Below are 17,121 nucleotides of genomic sequence, written 5' to 3' on the forward strand. Positions count from 1 at the left end.
AATGGTATATGATTCTATCGACCAAATTGATAGAGTAATAGCTTTACTCTAAAAGGAGAGAGATGATTTGAAGTTGCGGGGAAAAACGACGATGCTCATTGGGATCCTTATGCTGTTCATGATCGGAACGTCTATGCAGGCGTTTGCTTATGATGCACAATTGAAATTATATCGCGACGTGCCGGAGAAGGACTGGGCGGCTGAATCCATTTACCGTTTAGTCTCGCTTGGCGTCGTATCCGGCTATGAGGACGGTACCTATCGGCCTAATGCAGAGCTTACTAGAGAAGCGTTCGTGAAGCTGCTGGTAGAATCGGTAAAGCCGGTAATAGAGAAAGAGAAATCGGCCGCGCTCTCGGATGTGGCAAAGGACCGCTGGTCCTACGGACCAATCAAGCTTGCCTATGATGCGGGATGGCTGGACTTGCTTGTCAAAGACGGCAAATTCAGTCCAAGCCAAAGCATCAAGCGCGAAGAAGTGGCGGCATTAACCGCCTTTGCTTTATTTCAGGGCAAAACGGCGGAGGAGAAAAAGCAGTGGCTTGAGGTGGACTGGCTTCCGGCGCGCGAGCAGGCTGCTTTTGGCGATCAGGATCAGATTGACCAGAAGCTTGCTCCTTATGTGCTAAGGACATACGCAGACGCGATTATGAAAGGCGACAATAAAGGCATGTTCCTTCCGAAAAAGTCGTTGACGCGCCGCGAGGCAGCCTCGATTATCGATCGGATGATCGGCTTTCGGAGCGCCAGCCATCAGCTTGAGATCGCGACGTTTTATGCGGCGTCCGGGCCTTATAAGAAGCTCGAGCGCTTCGCTTCCGCAAACGAGGTCATCTTCGATTGGGCGAAGCTCGATTATCAAGGCGCGGGCAAGGCAGCGGTTGCGCTGGCGCCGCCAAGCGATTGGAAGCAGGCGATTACTGCGGCAGAGAGCAGTACGTCTACGAAAACGCTAATGATTTTTGCGAATACGACGTTTCAAAAGCTTGGCGATTTTCTGATGGATGCAGATGCCCGCAAAGCATTTGCCGTTTCTGTAGGGGAGGCAGCCGCCAATCCATCATACGGATTTGACAGGGTTGCGATCGACTTTGAGGGACTTGTGCCAGCCTCCTACAAAGAGCCGCTCAATGAGCTGCTGCGTGCGATTAAGGCGGAGCTTGGCGATGCAGGTTTAACGGTTGTTGTACCGCCTTCGTATTATTACGCTGGCTATGATTACAAGCAGATTGGCGAGCTTGCTGACCAGGTCGTCCTGATGGCTTATGAATTTACGCATGAAGAAAGCGGGCTGCCGTCCGCGCCGCTCACTCTAGTGGGCGATGCTGCGCGGGATGCGCTGAAGCATATACCGGCGGACAAGCTGCTGCTTGGCATATCGAAGCAGGCAAACCAATGGACGACGGGCACGGATGGCAAAGTGGAATTTTTCCGTTCGCCGGCGATTACCGCCGTGGAAAGCCGGATAGCGGCACCGGATACGACATCGGTTATGCAGCTGCCTTACTTTTTGAATAAGGTGACTTTTACCGATGCAAGAGGCTCGCACCTGATGTGGTACGAGAACGTGCAGAGCATTCAAGCCAAGATGCGATTGGCGAAGGAGCTGGGGCTGCGCGGCGTTGCCTTGTGGCAGATCAACCAGCTGACGGATGACGATTGGACGATGATCTCTTCTTTTAACAAATAGGATTAGAGGATAGGACGGAGCAGGATGTTACATCTGCCCCGTCCTATTTTTGTTGCAGCCGTGGCTTTAGTTTCTAGCTCTATTCACGCAAGTGCGGCGCTTGGAGGTGCCTCTAGCGGGACACTCCTTAGTTTTATACCCTTCTATCTTAGTTTCTTCCATCGTTTGTTTATGAAGGCGCTTTTATAATGAGGGTAGCGGGAGATAGCGGATGCTGCTTCGAATAGGCAGCACGGTATTCAGTTGGAGATAAGCTTACTTCCTTGCGGAAAAACTTAGTGAAATGGTTCGTTTCTTTGAAGCCGGTTTGATCGGCGATTTCTTTGATGCTCAGCGAAGTCGTCGTTAGCAGCTGCTTCGCGCGTTCGGTTCTTTTGCGGCTGACGTATTTAAGCGGCGGAATGCCAAAATGCTTTTTGAAATAGGAGCTGAAGTAGTTGGGGTGAAGATGGACGGACTCAGCCATCTGATCGACGTTAATGCTCGTATGAAGGCGGCTGTCCACAAAATGCGCAATGACGTTTAAGCGGTTCATCTCCTCCGTTCGGTGCTGGAGCACGCGAATCGGAACGCTGTCAAGGAACAGGCTGACGATTTCAAGCAGCAATGCTTTTTCGCGAAGCCGGGCTACGATTGAGGTTTGCTCATGCCAAGCGATCAGCTCTTGGAACAAACGAGTCATGTTGTCGATGTCTTGGACGGGAATGCAAAGAGGGACGCCAATCCACTGGAACAGGTCGAGAGGGCCCGCCAGAATGCTGAAGTGGCACCAATATTTTAAGTAAGGACGCTCGTTTAAGGTCGAGAAGGAAACTTTCGCAAGGGCGGGAGTAAGAAAGAGCTGTCCAGGCTGCGGATAATAATCGTCATCGCCGATTCGTATCCAGCCCTCCCCTTCGCAAATGAAATACAGCTTGTTGTAATCGGGATAGGAGTCGGTTTCTCCCCAATAGAGCGGAACCAGCGTTTTATGCGCGATGAGCAGCTGCAGCTGCAGCGATTGCAGCAAATCGGAAAGCGCATGTTGTTCATTTGTCCTGATCACCTGCTTAGCACCGCCATCCGAAGTTTTATTGGATTAACTACTAATTATAGTAATGGATTGTTCCATCAAATAAAAGATTAAAAGGAGAATCGCAGATGACGCAGCAAGCAGAAAATCGTTTGTGGTATAAGCAGCCAGCCTCGGTATGGGAGGAGGCGCTGCCGATTGGCAACGGAAAGCTGGGCGGCATGGTTCATGGCGGCACGCATCAGGAGAGAATTGCGCTAAATGAAGACAGCGTATGGTATGGCGGGCCGCGCGACCGCAACAATCCGGATGCGCTGCCTCAGCTTGAAAACATTCGGAAGCTATTAAAAGAAGGGCGTTTGCGGGAGGCGCATTCCCTCTCTGCGATGGCGCTCTCCGGCGTTCCTGAAACGCAGCGCCATTATATGCCGCTAGGCGATTTGCAGCTGAACTTCCGCTATAAGAACGAGGACGAAGTGCACGCCTATGCGAGAGAGCTGGATTTATTCAGCGGGATCGCAGCGGTTGATTACAGCAAAGGGGGCACGTCATATCGCCGTGAAACGTTTGCGAGTTTTCCCGATGAGGTGCTTGCAACGCGGTTAACCGCGGATAAGCCGGGCAGCATCAGCTTTACAGCGCGACTGCAGCGTGGGAGAAATCGATACTATGACGAGCTTGTGAAGGCCGATGAGAGTACGATTGTTATGCGCGGCGTATGCGGTGGAGCAGGCGGCTCGGATTTTCGAATGGCTTTGCGAGCGGTTGCGGCAGGCGGCTCGGTATCGATTATCGGCGAGCACATGGTTGTAGAAGGGGCAGACAGCGTAACGCTGCTGTTAACAGCAGCGACGTCGTTCCGCCATGGCGATCCAGAATCCTATGCGGTAAGTACGGGAGCTCATGCAGCGGCAGCGGGTTATGAGGCGCTCAAAGCCCGCCATATTCAGGATTTCGCTTCCCTATCGGAGCGGGTGAAGCTTCGACTAGCAGATGATGGCACGACCAGCCCGGGCGCTGCCTCTATGCCAACCGACGAGCGGCTAACGCTCGTTCAAGCGGGCAAGGCAGATGCGGGATTGACGGCGCTATATTATCAGTATGGGCGTTATCTGCTTATCTCGAGCAGCCGGCCCGGCTCGCTGCCTGCCAATCTGCAAGGCATTTGGAACGAGCAAATGCTTCCGCCATGGGACAGCAAATATACGATTAATATCAATGCGCAAATGAATTATTGGCATGCCGAGACGGGCAATCTGGCTGAATGCCATGAGCCATTATTCGATCTTATTGAAAGGATGCGCGAGCCGGGCAGAGTAACCGCCAAAGCCATGTACGATTGCGGAGGCTTCGTCGCCCATCATAATACCGATATTTGGGGCGATACCGCGCCGCAGGATATTTATTTGCCCGCGTCCTATTGGACGATGGGAGCTGCATGGCTGTGCCTGCATTTATGGGAGCACTATGAGTATGGGCTTGATGCAGCATTCCTTGATCGGATATATCCGACCTTAAAGGAGTCGGCACGGTTTTTCGAAGATTTTTTGACGGAGACGGAAGACGGCTTGCTCGTCGCCAATCCATCCGTTTCACCGGAAAATACGTACATCCTGCCAAGCGGGGAATCAGGCACACTCTGTATCGGCGCTTCTATGGACAGCCAGATTTTGCATGAATTGTTTACAGCTTGTGTTGAAGCTGCTAAGGTGCTTGGCATCGATTCGGCGCAGCGGCAAAAGTGGGAGCAAATGAGAGCGAGGCTGCCAGAGCCTGCAATCGGCAAGTACGGACAAATTCAGGAGTGGATGGACGATTATGAGGAAGCGGAGCCCGGGCATCGGCATATTTCCCACTTGTTCGCCCTTCATCCCGGCAAGCGCTTCACGGTTAAAGGCACCCCGGAATGGGCGGCTGCTGCGAGAGTGACACTTGATCGGAGGCTCGCAAGCGGCGGTGGACATACAGGCTGGAGCCGGGCTTGGATTATCAACTTCTGGGCGAGGCTGGAGGATGGCGAGAAGGCTTTGGAAAACGTACATGCGCTGCTTGGCCATTCGACGCTTCCGAATTTATTCGATAATCATCCGCCGTTCCAAATTGACGGCAATTTCGGCGGTGCGGCAGGCATAACGGAAATGCTGCTTCAATGCCATGCGGGCAGCGTTCTCTTGCTGCCGGCATTGCCTGCGGCATGGGCGGAGGGTGAAATAACGGGCTTGCGCGCCAGAGGCGGCTTTGAGGTGGACATGCGCTGGGCGAATGGGAAGCTGGCAGAGGCCCGTATTCGCGCGAGTGCCGCACAGCTATGCTCGGTTCAAACGAACAGTCCGATCATCGTGACGAAGGATGGTCTTGCGGTAGAGGGTGTTGCCGGCAAAGACGGGCTGATTACTTGGATGGCAGCGGCAGGAGACGAATATGTGCTTGCTGCGCACGCTCCCATCCAAAGCGCTATAAACTAATGCGAATAAATAGCACCATGCAAAAAACCAGCCTATTCCAGTGCAAGGGAATAGGCTGGTTTTTAGCTCTTCATAGCTTTGCCGATCCGGCAAGCCCCCTCATAAATCTGTTGTTCATCCAAATGGCCGTAGCCAAGCAGCAGCCTGTTCTCAGGCAATCTCACGGCGTGTACGGCTTCTTCCTTTAGCCTGTCGCTGAAGCCAACCGGGAGCGGGTCAGAAAACTCCACGACCAGATGCAAGCCGGCGGCTTTGCCGAGCACCCGGAATTCCACGTCCAGATGCTCGTGCAAGGCGCTAAGCAGCTGCTCGCGTCTTCTTTTGTATAGCTTTTTCATTTTTAAAATATGGGCATTTAAATATCCCTTCGCCATAAAACGTACCAAGGCAAGCTGCTCGATGCTTGGCGTTTGGTAGTCGGACAGCTTCTTAAGCTGTCTGCAGCGGTCTACTAAACACTCCGGAACAATCATATATCCGACCCGAAGAGAGGGGAACATTATTTTACTGAAGGTTCCGATGTAGATGACCTGCTCCGGGCATAAATGCTGCAGGGAATGGACGGGAGCGCCGTCATATCGGAATTCGCTGTCATAGTCGTCCTCAAGGATGAAGCTGCCGGTGCGGCGGGCGTACTCCACTAGCTCAATCCGCCTTTGAATCGGTAAAATGCCGCCAAGCGGAAATTGATGCGAGGGAGTCACGTAGATACATTTTGGCGAGACGTCCTGCGGCAGCTTTTGCGATTGAAGGCCCGAATCATCGACCGGTATGTCTTGCAGCACAGCGCCGGTAGAGGTCAAAATGCTTTTTAAATCGTCATTGGAAGGGTCCTCCGCCAAAACAACATCACCGGACTGGAGCAGCAGCCTGACGATCAATTGCAGTGCTTGCACGGCGCCATTCGTTATGATGATATGCTCCGGCTTGCTGATTACCCCTCGCGTTCGCCGCAAATGCTGTGCGAGCAATTGGCGCAGCTCGAAATTTCCGGAAGGGTCGCCATACGCCAGTTCCGCGGTTGATAGGTCCATGCAGACTCTCTGAAGAATGGAGCCCCATTGCTTCATTGGGAATAGCTCCAGAGCAGGAAGGCCGGTACGAAAGGAAAGAAAAGGCTGCTCCGGCTCTTTCAAAACTGCGGACGAAGCGGAAGATTCATCATCAGTCTCCGCCGACGTATAGCCAATAAGGCAAGCGCCCTCCGCTACATAAGTTCCCGCACCTGAGCGGCCATTAATATATCCTTCGGCAAGCAGCAGATCGTAAGCCTCCAGTATGACATTGCGCGAGACATTAAGCTGCTCAGCCAGCTCCCGAGTGGACGGCAGCTTATAGCCGGCTTGCAGCTGACCGGTAAGAATCGCTGCTTGCAGCGCATTAAACACTTGGCGAAACATAGGCGCAGTCGCTTGCCTATCAATAGAAAACCACAAATATTCCAGTCCTCCCCCGTAAAGCGGTACCTTCAAATAGGCTTGTGAGTGGCACTACAACAAACCAATTCCCCTTTGCTACAGTATATAGGAAACAATAGAAGAGGGGTTGTTGTTTTTGAATCGTTCCCGTATTTTTGCTTATTTCGAGCTTGCCATTGCCGCTATTCTGATCGGAAGCTCGGTTGTCGCCGGCAAAATGACTACCATGCAGATGCCTATTTTTCTGTCGCAGAGTATGAGCCTATCGGTTGCTTTGCTGCTCTTAATTCCACTCTTATTGCGAAAACGCAGCGTTCTGATCATGGTTGGGAAGAAGGATCTTTTGTTTCTGCTGTTGCAGGCGTTTCTTGGCATGTTCATGTTTCGGGTGCTTATGCTGTATGGCTTGCGGTTTGCGCCTGCAACGGAGGCGGGCATCGTGACGAGCCTAACCCCGGCCATCGTGGCGTTTCTGTCGGTTATTTTCTTGAAGGAGCTGGTTACGGCACGGCTCAAAATAGGCATCATTTGCTCATTGTTGGGTGTTTTGAGCTTGCAGTTGCCCGGCTGGCTGCTGCCATCCTCCGAGTCACGGCCGCAGGGGCTGTACATCGGGCTTTTGCTCATTTTAGGCGCCGTTATCGGGGAGGCGATGCTTACCATTTTGCGAAAAATGACAGCCAGCAGCGTCTCCTCCTTGCTCGGCACCACCTATGTGACCTTTTTTTCGTTCTTAATGTTTTTGCCTTTTTCGTTTGCGGAAGCTTTAACCTACGATTTTGGCGAGTTAAGCTTTGGGGATATCGGGCTTCTGCTTTACTATGGCATTTTCGTTACGGCACTAGCTTATATCCTCTGGTTCCGCGGCGTCGCCAAGGTTCCCGCCGGTACTGCCGCCGTTTATACGAGCTGCATTCCAGTCAGCGCCTTGCTGCTCTCCTATGTCGTGCTCCATGAACCTTTTTCATGGGCGCATGTCGCAGGCGCCGCTTTTGTTTTTTGGGGCATATGGCAGGTATCTAGAAGCACAAAATAAATCTGGTTTTGCGAGGATAAAATAGATGTTTTGAAAGCTCCATTGTTTCATACTACATAGTTATGGGATAATTACTCAGGTAACGATCATCAGGAATGGAGCTTGTCTATGAATAAATTCAGCATTAAGAAAAAAGCGGATTTGGCGCTGCTCTTCTCGGCTATCGGAATATTTGCCGCATTTCCCTTTCACGATACGTTTATTGGGGGACTTTTCTTTTCGCTCTTTAGTGCGGCAACGATCGGCGGGCTTGCCGATTCCTTTGCGGTTAGCGCATTGTTCGGCAATCCTTTGCGGATCAAATGGCCGGAATGGATGGGGACTAACATTATTTCCCGCAACCGGGAGCGATTGATTGGCGAGCTTGTGAAGATGGTGCAAAATGAATTGCTGACCATCCCGAACATTAAGGAAAGGCTTGACGAATACAACATTGCGGATGTGCTGGTCACCTATTTGAAGCAGCATGGCGGCGAAGAAGGCGTAAACGATATTTTGCAGCAGCTAGCGGATGATGTGATTACGACAATCGATTTGCAGGAGCTGGCCAAAACGGTACAAATCTTCTTGTTTGAGCATGCCGATTCGATACCGGTCGCGGATATCGCGGCAGATGCCGGCGATTGGACGATCCGTAATGGCTACGATGACCGTATGATCGAATTTTTGATCCCGGAGCTCATGAAAATCGTGAAGTCGGCCGCTTTTGGCACCGTAATCAGCCAAATCGTTGATTCTGCGATTCGTTCTTATGAGGGTGATCAATTTAGAAGAAAGCTGATAGATGCTACAGCGGGCCTGGAATCGGCGAATATTAGCGGCAGGTTGCAGCAGTGGCTGGTGTCATTTTTGGAGAAATTCCATTCGGAAGATCATCCGCAGCGCATCCAGCTCAAGGCATTCATTGCGCAATTTGTTGAAAGGCTGCGTACCGACGAGCAGCTGCGCAACCGAATTGAAGCGGGCAAGACGACCCTTCTTTCTTCTGTAAAGGAAGAGGTAAAGCTTGATGTTTACATACAGCGGGGACTCGAGTCTATCCGCAGTGCCGCGGCAGCGAACGCGGAAGGGCAGATTACGCGATATCCTTGGATTGAGGAGAAGCTGAAGGAAGGCATTGCTTATTTGGAAGGCAATGCGGAGCTGCTCAACCGCATCGATCAATACGTGAAGACCACCGTGCTCAAATGGATGGAGCAGAAGCACTCGTACATCGGCAAAATGGTAACCGACAAGCTGAACAGCTTCTCTGAGGAGGAGCTTATCGAGCTCGTTAAAGAGAAAGCAGGGCGTGACTTGCAGTACATTCGAATTAACGGCATAGGGGTTGGAGCGCTTATTGGCGTGGTGCTGCATTTGGCAACCTTTTGGATCGGAGGGCAAGCGTAATGGCAATGAGAAAAAAAGCAAATCGCAGCCTGATGCTGCTAGCCGTCTTGTTCGTCCTTGCTGCTTGCTGCGTATATGTGTTCCCGAACAACTGGTGGACGCGCATGCTGCTCTATACGACCGAAGCGGGACTTGTTGGCGCTTTAGCTGATTTATTTGCGGTAACGGTACTATTTCGTCATCCATTTGGGTTGAAGTGGATTCCGCATACCGCAATAATTCCGAGAAATCGCGATAAGCTGATCGAAGGCGTCGCGAGCATGGTTGAGCAGCAGCTGCTCAGCAAAGATTTGTTGAAGGATAAAGTGAGCCAGATTTCGCTGGTGGAGATCGCGATAGCTTGGGTAGATCGCCGTCCAGGCGGCATGCTCGCAGAGCAGGGCTGGAAGCTCGTGTCGGGGCTGCTGGCTAAGCTGGATTTCAAGGGCTTATCCGTCGTATTGGATGAGAAGGCTCGCAAAAGCTTAAGCCGCGTTAATATGTCTCCATATGCCGGCAAGGCGCTGAAATGGGTGATGGACCAGGGCAATTTTCAAAGCTGGCTCAACTATGTTGTTGAGTTTGCAGCTGTTAAGGCAGCCGATGAGCAGACGAAAGTAGCGATAAGGGAGCTGCTTGGCAAGGAGAAGGAGAAATTCGTTAACCAAGGAAGCATTTTTTCCAAGTGGCTCAAAAAAATGGCGGTAGAAATCGCAGAATCAACCAACGCGCTAAATCTCGACGATGCGGCAAACGTGCTGCATGGCGATTTGCAGCGATTAATCAATGACCTGCGAAATCCTCAGCATGAGCTTCGTGTTTTGCTCGAAAACATGGTATACCAGCTGGCTGACCATTTGCAAAATCGCGAAGACGTATCTGCAGCCGTCAACGAGTGGAGAGACGAGGTTATCGAGAAGATTTCCTTCCTTCCTTCGATTGAGGCGTTGCTTGGCAATTTGCGGCAGCTGCTGATGAAGGATCAGGGGCTTCAGCTGGCCTTGCAAGAGAAGCATTCCGTTAACCAAGCGGATATTAAGGATTTGATCAATCAATTTGTCATGTCTTATTGGGACTGGTTTAAGGCGAATGAGGAAACGAAGGGCTGGCTGGAGCAGTACGCCCAGAAATTCGTTCATAAAATGATTGAGACGGAGCATGCGATTATCGGAGTCATTGTGCGCAAAACGCTGGACAGCTTTACAGAGCAGAAGCTGGTGCACTTTATTGAAAGCAAAGTCGAGACCGATTTGCAGCGCATCCGACTGAATGGAGCGTATATTGGCTCCGCGCTGGGAGCAGCTTTTTATCTGTTGCTTTATGGCGTTTATGAGCCGATTTTGCGTTTGTTTTAACGGGAAGCCCTCACTCATTAGCGCTGCTAATGGCGAGGGCTTTTTTTTCATGTAAGCCAATTCATTTAAAAGTAAACCATAAAGTTTGCTTTTACCCCCGTGCAATCCAAAATACAGTCAGGTAGTATGGAGGTAAGCAACAGCTAGAATGAGCAAGGTTAATGAAAATGCAAGAGGGGTAAGGTGAGAGGATGCTGCGTGCGCTAATAGTGGACGATGAATTCGAAATCCGCGAAGGTTTACGTAACCGCTTTCCTTGGGATCATTTTGGCATCGAGGAAGTGCTGGTGGCCGATGACGGAGATACAGCTTTGATGCTCGCAATGGATAAGCGGCCTGATCTGATCGTTACCGATATTAAAATGAACCGGATGTCCGGTCTAGAATTCCTCCGCTCCCTGAGTAAGGTGGAGGATTATAAGCCGGAGGCGATTGTTGTCAGCGGCTATGATGACTTTGAGCTGGTTAAGCAGGCGATGCAAATCGGCGTGCTGGATTATATTCTCAAGCCGATCAATTTGGAGGAGCTAGACCAAATCGTTCGCAAAACGATGGACCATATCCATAAGAAAAAAATGGACCAGCATAACGAACAGCTGCTAATCAACCAAGTTAAATTCGCCATACCCAAAATGCGCGAGGAGCTGCTCAGAGAGATGATTGAGCAGGATTACGATCCTTACCGGGAAGCGAGGCGGCGCCATCGTCTGCAGACGCTCAGCTTGGAGTGGATCGCAAACCAGCAGATGACGCTTGTGGTCGTGGAAGCCGATGATCTGAAGGCGATTGAGAACCGCCACACGAAGGAGAAGGATCTGGTGCTGTTTGGAATTGGCAATGTGGTCAATCAGACGCTGGAGGAGGAATATCCGCACCCCTTCGCGCTTTGCACCGACAGCAGCAGCCGCTGGGTCGTTATCTTAGGCTGCTCGCGCCCAGAGCATGCGGAGCTAAGCCGGGGCATGGCGCAGCTATGCTTGCAGCGAATCAATGATTTTGTGAAGGTGAAGGCGAGCGCTGGCATGCGGACGACACCTTGCACGTTCGAGCATCTTCATGAAATGTATGCGGAAGCGCTGAACGTATTGGAGCAGAAGGCGGTATATGGCGGCAATCGATTATTTACGGAGCAGGGGCTTTATTACGAAGGCGATGGAGGCGACTTGTCGCTTGGCGAGCCCGAGGAGGTGCTTGATCTCGTCAAATACGGATCAGATGATGAAATAACGGCGGCGATGGATCGGTTTGTGGAGATGGTCCAAGCTTGGCGGCTGAGCCAATTGCGGGATATCCAGCAGAAAATATTCGAATGGCTCTTTGAGGTGTTTCGAAGAGCAGCGGCGGCCGGCATTCCGAATAAAAACTGGGGCAGCAACCCGATTGCGGTTTGGGAGCAGCTAGAGCAATATGATACGCTGCAGTCGCTGCGCGTACAGACGGAATTATTTTTGAAAGCGATTGCGGCAGACTTTCGCAAGCTATCCGCGACGCCAAGCCAGATTGTTTATGAGGCGGAAAAAATATTGCACCGCGATTATGCGGAGAGCTTGACGCTGCAAAGCGTGGCGATGGCCGTTCATGTCACGCCCGTATGGCTGAGCAAGCTGTTCAAGAAAGAGAAGCGGAAAACCTTCTTGGAATATTTGACGGAAATACGCATTGAGAAAGCGAAGGAAATGCTGGGAGACATCCAGTATAAGGTGTACCAGATTTCGTATCAGGTCGGCTATAAGGATCCGGTGCATTTCTCCAAGCTATTCAAAAAGCAAGTCGGCTGCACGCCCAAAGAATATAGACGACAAAGGGGCATTGCTGACGAATAAAAGCTGCGGTAACCCGCAAATAGGAACAATGGCATTCATTATGACAGCAAGAGGCAGCTTCCAAGGTGGAAATAGCATGAACCTTCGGAAGCTGCCTCTTTGCGTTAAACGTTGATGCAAATGATAGTAATGAATTAGTTCGATTCTGATGATAAGCCGATCGTTACAATTTTATAGCCACCTACTTGAACCGTATTGTTAACCTGCTCGGAGCTTTTGTCTTCCATAATATTGCTTACGTAGGTTTCGGAAGCAGCGTCTGGATGAATGGCTAAGCTCGCAGACGTGCCGGCTAAATTATACCACCGCGCCATGCTGTCGCCTCTCTCTTCGTTGATCTTCAAGCTGGAGAACGCAAGCTGGTCGCCGTTCCACTTGAGAAAATCATGCGAAGCAGCAAGCTCGCCATTATGAACCCCTGTAAGGACAGCAGTCAGCGGAATGGGGAACCGGTACGCTTCACGGTAAGCATCGAAGCGGTCCGCGGCATCGCCGTACGGAATGATCATCCATTCCGCTTCGTTCGTGCCAAGGCACTGTGCTTCAGGCGTATGGAAAACGCCCCAGTCGCCAAGCTCTCCGACCGAGCGAAGCAGCGTTAACGCGATCGTGTTTCTTCCGTCCAGGAGCACCTCGTATTCATTTAAGCCTTTGCCTGCGACGGTTAAGCCTCTTTGATCCGCGTGCACGTCGATAAAGGTTTGCATATGCTGACAGTTGCTTGGATTTTCCCATTCCTTGGACGGTACGTTTTGGCGCTCTGCGACCTCAAAGATGGAGTCCGCAAAATGGGTTGTTGCCAGAATATCCGATGGCAGCAATACGCGCAGCCTGTGATCAGCGGACTGGTTTTCAATACGCGCATGAACATGCACGCCTGTGCCTTCGCGCTCGAGGCTGACGCGGGTTACGATGACGAGCGGAGCAAGCAAGTCGGATCTGCCAGCCTTCCGCTGCCGGAATGGGGCCATCGTCCGGACTTCTTCCGCGAGCAAGTCATCTGCCCGTGCAGGAATAGATAGCCGATGCACGATTTCGATGGCGGCCCTGTATGGCGAATCCTCAACAATCCGAATTTCGGCTTTGCTGCCTTTTGTCGTAATCGGCAAATCGCCAGCTGGCTGTTTGAAAATATATTCGTTCCCGATATCGCCAACGTTCTCATACTGGCCGAGATCAAGGAACAGCTGTCTGCTTCGCTTGTCATAAACAACGTAGCTTCCGTCCTCCTCAACGGTCAGTCTGAGATGACGATTTTCGAGCGTTGCCGTACCTGTCACCAAGGTCTCGCGTTTATCGGCTTCAGGCTTGCTATCATGCTCGCTTGGTATCCAAGCGAAGGAGCTGTAGCCCATGGAAGGAAGCGTTCCCGTCTCGAAGGTTATGCTCAGCGCGCGTGCCATGTAAGGCTGCCGGAATTTATCGCTTGGCAATTCATAGCCAAAACGCACGCCCAAATCTTGCACGGTGAACGCGATCCGCTCTCCGGCAGCGTTAACCAAATAACCACCAGCATGCGTCCGCTCCTTAACGAGAGCGGCAATGGCCACAGGGTCCTCGCTCTGATCGAAGAAGCGATGCGACCATTCAACCTCAACGGTTATGACAGACGAGCCCTCGTAGCCGCTCGTATTAAAAACGACAAAAGGCGCTGCGGACTCTCCAAATGCTGCAAAATGGCTCGTATTCACTTTTGCGCTTATGAATTTGGCGCTCTCGTTCGTTAAAGCTTTGCCTACCTCCATGCTTTTGGCGAACCGCGTTTGCATCTCTTGGTAGACCTCATCTACGCTGCAGCCGCAAATGCTGTCATGCGGGTGGTTCTGCATCAATGTCTTCCAAGCATATTGGAACAGCCCATGCGGGTAAGGCTTGCCCAGCTGATGCGCTAAGCTTGCGATCGGCTCTGCAACTTTCTCCAGCAGCGTCTGATTGCGCTGATTCAGCTGCTTGATATAGACGCGGGCGGAAGCGGTATTGACTAAGGAATACCAGCCGTCCGTCTGCTGTCCGCGAAGCTCGCCGCGCGTCAAGCTTAAGGTTGGCGGCTGCTCGGCCTGAACGGCCTTTATATAGTCAGCAAAGTTAGAATGCACAAACTCGTAGTCCGGGAAGAGCTCCCTGGCAACGCGAAGCGCTTCAGAGAGATTCGTCTGAATGGGCTGGTGGTCGCAGCCGTTCATGAGCAGCAGCTGCGAGGTTGACGCATACTGCATCGCGCGCGATAAACGATGCTCCCAGTAAGGCTTCGCTTTCAGCGGATCTACCGGAATTTCCATGCCGTTGTTGTACCAGTTGGCAAACAGGATGCCGAGTACGCTGGAGCCGTCAGGCGCCTGCCAGATCAGCTCGGAGAAAGGAGACTCAAGACCGGAGCTATCCTCCACTCGGTTGTTGAAGCCCGTAGCCTTGACGCCTCTTCCGAAGACAGCGGTGTCGATGCCCGCTTGCCTGAGCAGCTGCGCGGCTTGGCCCATATTGCCGAATGAATCGGGGAAATAGCCAAGCTTCGAGATCGGTCCGTATTTTGCCGCATCCCGGTGCCCGATTTGCAAGTTTCTGACATTCGCTTCGCTGCTCGTAAGAAATTCGTCCTGCAAAATATACCAAGGGCCAAGCGACAGCTTGCCTTCATCACAAAGCTTTTGGATTTGATCGCGTTTCTCCGGGTATACCTGCAAATAATCGTCCAAAATAATCGTTTGCCCATCCAAATAAAAGCTGCGGAAATCAGGATCGGACTCGAACGTTTCCAGCAGCGTGTCCATCGTTTCAATAAGCTTCACATGATGGGCCTCGTAAGGCATATACCATTCTCTATCCCAATGGGTGTGGGAAATGACATGTACCACCCTTTTAGATGCAGTCATCGTTGTTCCTCTTTTCCGTGAAAGGTTAGGTATTACGGGAATAGTGTAATGAATCCGCAGCTTGGTCACAATGAGGGAAAAACAAACTTTAAGGGGAATTATTATCGTTTCGGGCCGAAAGAGCCAAAAGGCATAGAGATGCTCCTGCATAAGAGGAAATTGCATCTTGCAGGATGAACGGTAATGCGTATAAAATCGAGGACAAGTCTACCTGCGCGCAGGGGGCAGCATAGTCGAAGGAAGGTACATGCAGATGAATAAAGTTTCCTTTCGGTTGGCCTCATCCTTCCGCAATCGGATGATTCTAATCTTTTTTATGATCATAATCGTTCCGTTTCTGCTCTTCGCGTATTATGCGCATATCAAATCGATTGAGGGCATTTCCAATACGAATACGACGATGTCCATGAGTTATCTTCTCCAAGCGAGAAAAAACTTTGAAATCTATCTCAATAAATTAAACGATCAGGTTAATGAAGTGATCGGCAATAAAGCGCTTCAGGATTTGCTCGAAAAAGAGCCAAAGGACCAAGCAGAAGAGGAAGCGTTTACAGTTAATTTGTTGACCGTGCTGTATCATGCTACTCCGGCGATCGATGGGTTCAGGGTCAAGGTTTATCCGATCAAGCCAACCGATTATCCCTCGTACATGAGGACGATAGATGAATCGGTTCGCATTGGCGACCAGTATTGGTTCCAGCGCTCCAAAGCGACAGTCAGCCCGACTTGGTACCTGACCATGCCGCAGCAGGGCAAATACGCAAAGCCGCTGCTCTCCTATGTCAAACGTTTTTCGGGGCTGTACGACCAGAAAGTTAGAGGGATCATTGCTACGGATTTATCCGAGGACTATTTGAAACGTTATTTCTCGCCATCCGACCAGCTGAAGGACCAAAAGCTGCTGCTTATCAATGAGAAGGGCGTCGTGCACTACGATTCATCGGCTAATGAATGGACCGGCAAGGAGTTTCCGTCAGCCCCCTTTATCTCCTATATGAACACCGGGGATGAAGGCTCCAAATCCATTACGCTCAATGGGCAAACCTATCTGGCGACCTATATTAAAATGGCAAACCATCCGTGGACCATCGTCAGTCTGACTCCCCTGCACGAGCTGACGGGAACGATTGATGAGATTAACCGGATGCTCGTTATTTTTCTGATCGTCTATCTGGTCTGCTGCATTAGCGTCGTCTTTTATATTACCGCCTATTACACGCAGCCGATTGCTCATCTGGTTCGCATTATGAGAAGGCTGGAAGCGGACAATCTGCATTATTTGCTTCCATGGTCGTCGCGTAAGGACGAGGTTGGATGGCTTTACCGAGGGGTTGGCAGCCTTGTGCAGAGGATTGAAGGGTTGATTAAGGAAGCAGCGCGCTCGGAGAGAAACAAAAAAGCGCTCGAATTCCAAGTGCTGAGCCATCAGATTAATCCACATTTTTTGTATAATACGTTGGAATCGATTCGGTGGAAGGCGGAAAACCATGGCCGCAGCGACATTAGCGAGATGGTGTCGGCACTCGGCAATCTGCTAAGGCTCAGCCTGAACCAGGGCAAGGAGATTACAACGCTGCGCCGCGAGATCGAGCAGGTCAAAGCATATGTGTTAATTGAACAAGCGCGAATGGGGAAGGTTGTTCGCATCTTGTATGCTTGCGAGGAAGCGACGATGGATTTGCCGTTTTTGCGGCTTCTGCTGCAGCCGCTTGTGGAAAACGCGATTCAGCACAGCGTGCGGGACAATTTTGAGAAGGGCAAAATCATCATATCGGCTAGAAAAGAAGGCGACGACATCGTTATCGATTTGAGTGATAACGGAAAAGGCATTCCGGCTTCGGTTCTGGAGCAGCTGGAGAAGGAGGAGGAGCCTAGCGTCCAGTTCTCCCATACGCGCAGGGGAGTGGGGCTTCGCAATGTGAACGACCGGTTAAAGCTTTATTTTGGCGACGCGTACAAGCTCCAGATCGAGACAGGGCCCGAAATAGGCACGAAGATTACGTTAAGGCATCCTATCCTGAAGGAAGGTCAGGATTTGGATGCGATTGGGAATGGGTGAAGCGTGAGTATCTAAGGAGGCATAA

General features: G+C 51.2%; 10 protein-coding genes. 7 read left to right on the plus strand and 3 right to left on the minus strand.

The annotated features are described in order from the left end of the window. Positions 1-67 precede the first annotated feature (67 nt). On the plus strand, positions 68-1,690 hold the full coding sequence (locus ADU23_RS17565; RefSeq protein ID WP_053374918.1) for an S-layer homology domain-containing protein: 1,623 nt from the start codon (positions 68-70) through the stop codon (positions 1,688-1,690). A gap of 169 nt (positions 1,691-1,859) precedes the next feature. Here ADU23_RS17565 and ADU23_RS17570 read toward each other — a convergent pair whose 3' ends face one another. Continuing rightward, entirely contained in the window at positions 1,860-2,735 is an 876-nt protein-coding gene (locus ADU23_RS17570; RefSeq protein WP_053374919.1) for an AraC family transcriptional regulator, read from the minus strand. A 95-nt stretch (positions 2,736-2,830) separates the two neighbouring features. Between ADU23_RS17570 and ADU23_RS17575 the strand changes: the two genes are divergently transcribed. Further along, positions 2,831-5,167 carry a glycoside hydrolase family 95 protein gene (locus tag ADU23_RS17575; RefSeq protein ID WP_063846038.1) on the plus strand — a complete coding sequence of 779 codons (2,337 nt, stop codon included), beginning with the start codon at positions 2,831-2,833 and terminating at the stop codon, positions 5,165-5,167. A gap of 62 nt (positions 5,168-5,229) precedes the next feature. Here ADU23_RS17575 and pdxR read toward each other — a convergent pair whose 3' ends face one another. Next, positions 5,230-6,603: a MocR-like pyridoxine biosynthesis transcription factor PdxR gene (pdxR, locus tag ADU23_RS17580; protein ID WP_053374920.1), complete on the minus strand. Its 1,374-nt coding sequence runs from the start codon at positions 6,601-6,603 to the stop codon at positions 5,230-5,232. 118 nt (positions 6,604-6,721) lie between these two features. Here pdxR and ADU23_RS17585 point away from each other — a divergent pair, with 118 nt between their 5' ends. From ADU23_RS17585 to ADU23_RS17600, 4 genes are all read left to right on the plus strand, one after another. Beyond that, positions 6,722-7,621 (plus strand): DMT family transporter, encoded by a 900-nt coding sequence (locus tag ADU23_RS17585; RefSeq protein WP_053377692.1) that lies wholly within the window; start codon positions 6,722-6,724, stop codon positions 7,619-7,621. 108 nt (positions 7,622-7,729) lie between these two features. Further along, positions 7,730-9,010, plus strand: a complete 1,281-nt coding sequence (locus tag ADU23_RS17590) for a DUF445 domain-containing protein (protein WP_053374921.1) — start codon at positions 7,730-7,732, stop codon at positions 9,008-9,010. Beyond that, complete coding sequence (locus ADU23_RS17595; RefSeq protein WP_053374922.1) at positions 9,010-10,344, plus strand: DUF445 domain-containing protein; 1,335 nt, start codon at positions 9,010-9,012, stop codon at positions 10,342-10,344. Before ADU23_RS17590 ends, ADU23_RS17595 begins: the two co-directional genes overlap by 1 nt. Positions 10,345-10,535: 191 nt before the next feature. Next, positions 10,536-12,167 carry a response regulator transcription factor gene (locus ADU23_RS17600; RefSeq protein WP_053374923.1) on the plus strand — a complete coding sequence of 544 codons (1,632 nt, stop codon included), beginning with the start codon at positions 10,536-10,538 and terminating at the stop codon, positions 12,165-12,167. 134 nt (positions 12,168-12,301) lie between these two features. Here the strand turns inward: ADU23_RS17600 and ADU23_RS17605 are convergent, their stop codons facing one another. Continuing rightward, positions 12,302-15,037, minus strand: coding sequence for an alpha-mannosidase (locus tag ADU23_RS17605; RefSeq protein ID WP_053374924.1), 2,736 nt, complete (start codon positions 15,035-15,037; stop codon positions 12,302-12,304). Positions 15,038-15,290: 253 nt separating this feature from the next. Here ADU23_RS17605 and ADU23_RS17610 point away from each other — a divergent pair, with 253 nt between their 5' ends. Then, a complete protein-coding gene (locus tag ADU23_RS17610) occupies positions 15,291-17,096 on the plus strand; it encodes a cache domain-containing sensor histidine kinase (protein WP_053374925.1) in 1,806 nt (601 codons plus the stop codon). Positions 17,097-17,121 lie beyond the last annotated feature (25 nt).

The organism is Paenibacillus sp. FJAT-27812 (assembly GCF_001273905.1).
GTDB lineage: Bacteria > Bacillota > Bacilli > Paenibacillales > Paenibacillaceae > Pristimantibacillus.

Bases quoted from the DNA above. Each gene is read 5' to 3' on its own strand.
- ADU23_RS17575 (WP_063846038.1), top strand. From the start codon at position 2,831: ATGACGCAGCAAGCAGAAAATCGTTTGTGGTATAAGCAGCCAGCCTCG.
- ADU23_RS17590 (WP_053374921.1), top strand. From the start codon at position 7,730: ATGAATAAATTCAGCATTAAGAAAAAAGCGGATTTGGCGCTGCTCTTC.
- ADU23_RS17595 (WP_053374922.1), top strand. From the start codon at position 9,010: ATGGCAATGAGAAAAAAAGCAAATCGCAGCCTGATGCTGCTAGCCGTC.
- ADU23_RS17600 (WP_053374923.1), top strand. From the start codon at position 10,536: ATGCTGCGTGCGCTAATAGTGGACGATGAATTCGAAATCCGCGAAGGT.
- ADU23_RS17605 (WP_053374924.1), bottom strand. From the start codon at position 15,037: ATGACTGCATCTAAAAGGGTGGTACATGTCATTTCCCACACCCATTGG.
- ADU23_RS17610 (WP_053374925.1), top strand. From the start codon at position 15,291: ATGAATAAAGTTTCCTTTCGGTTGGCCTCATCCTTCCGCAATCGGATG.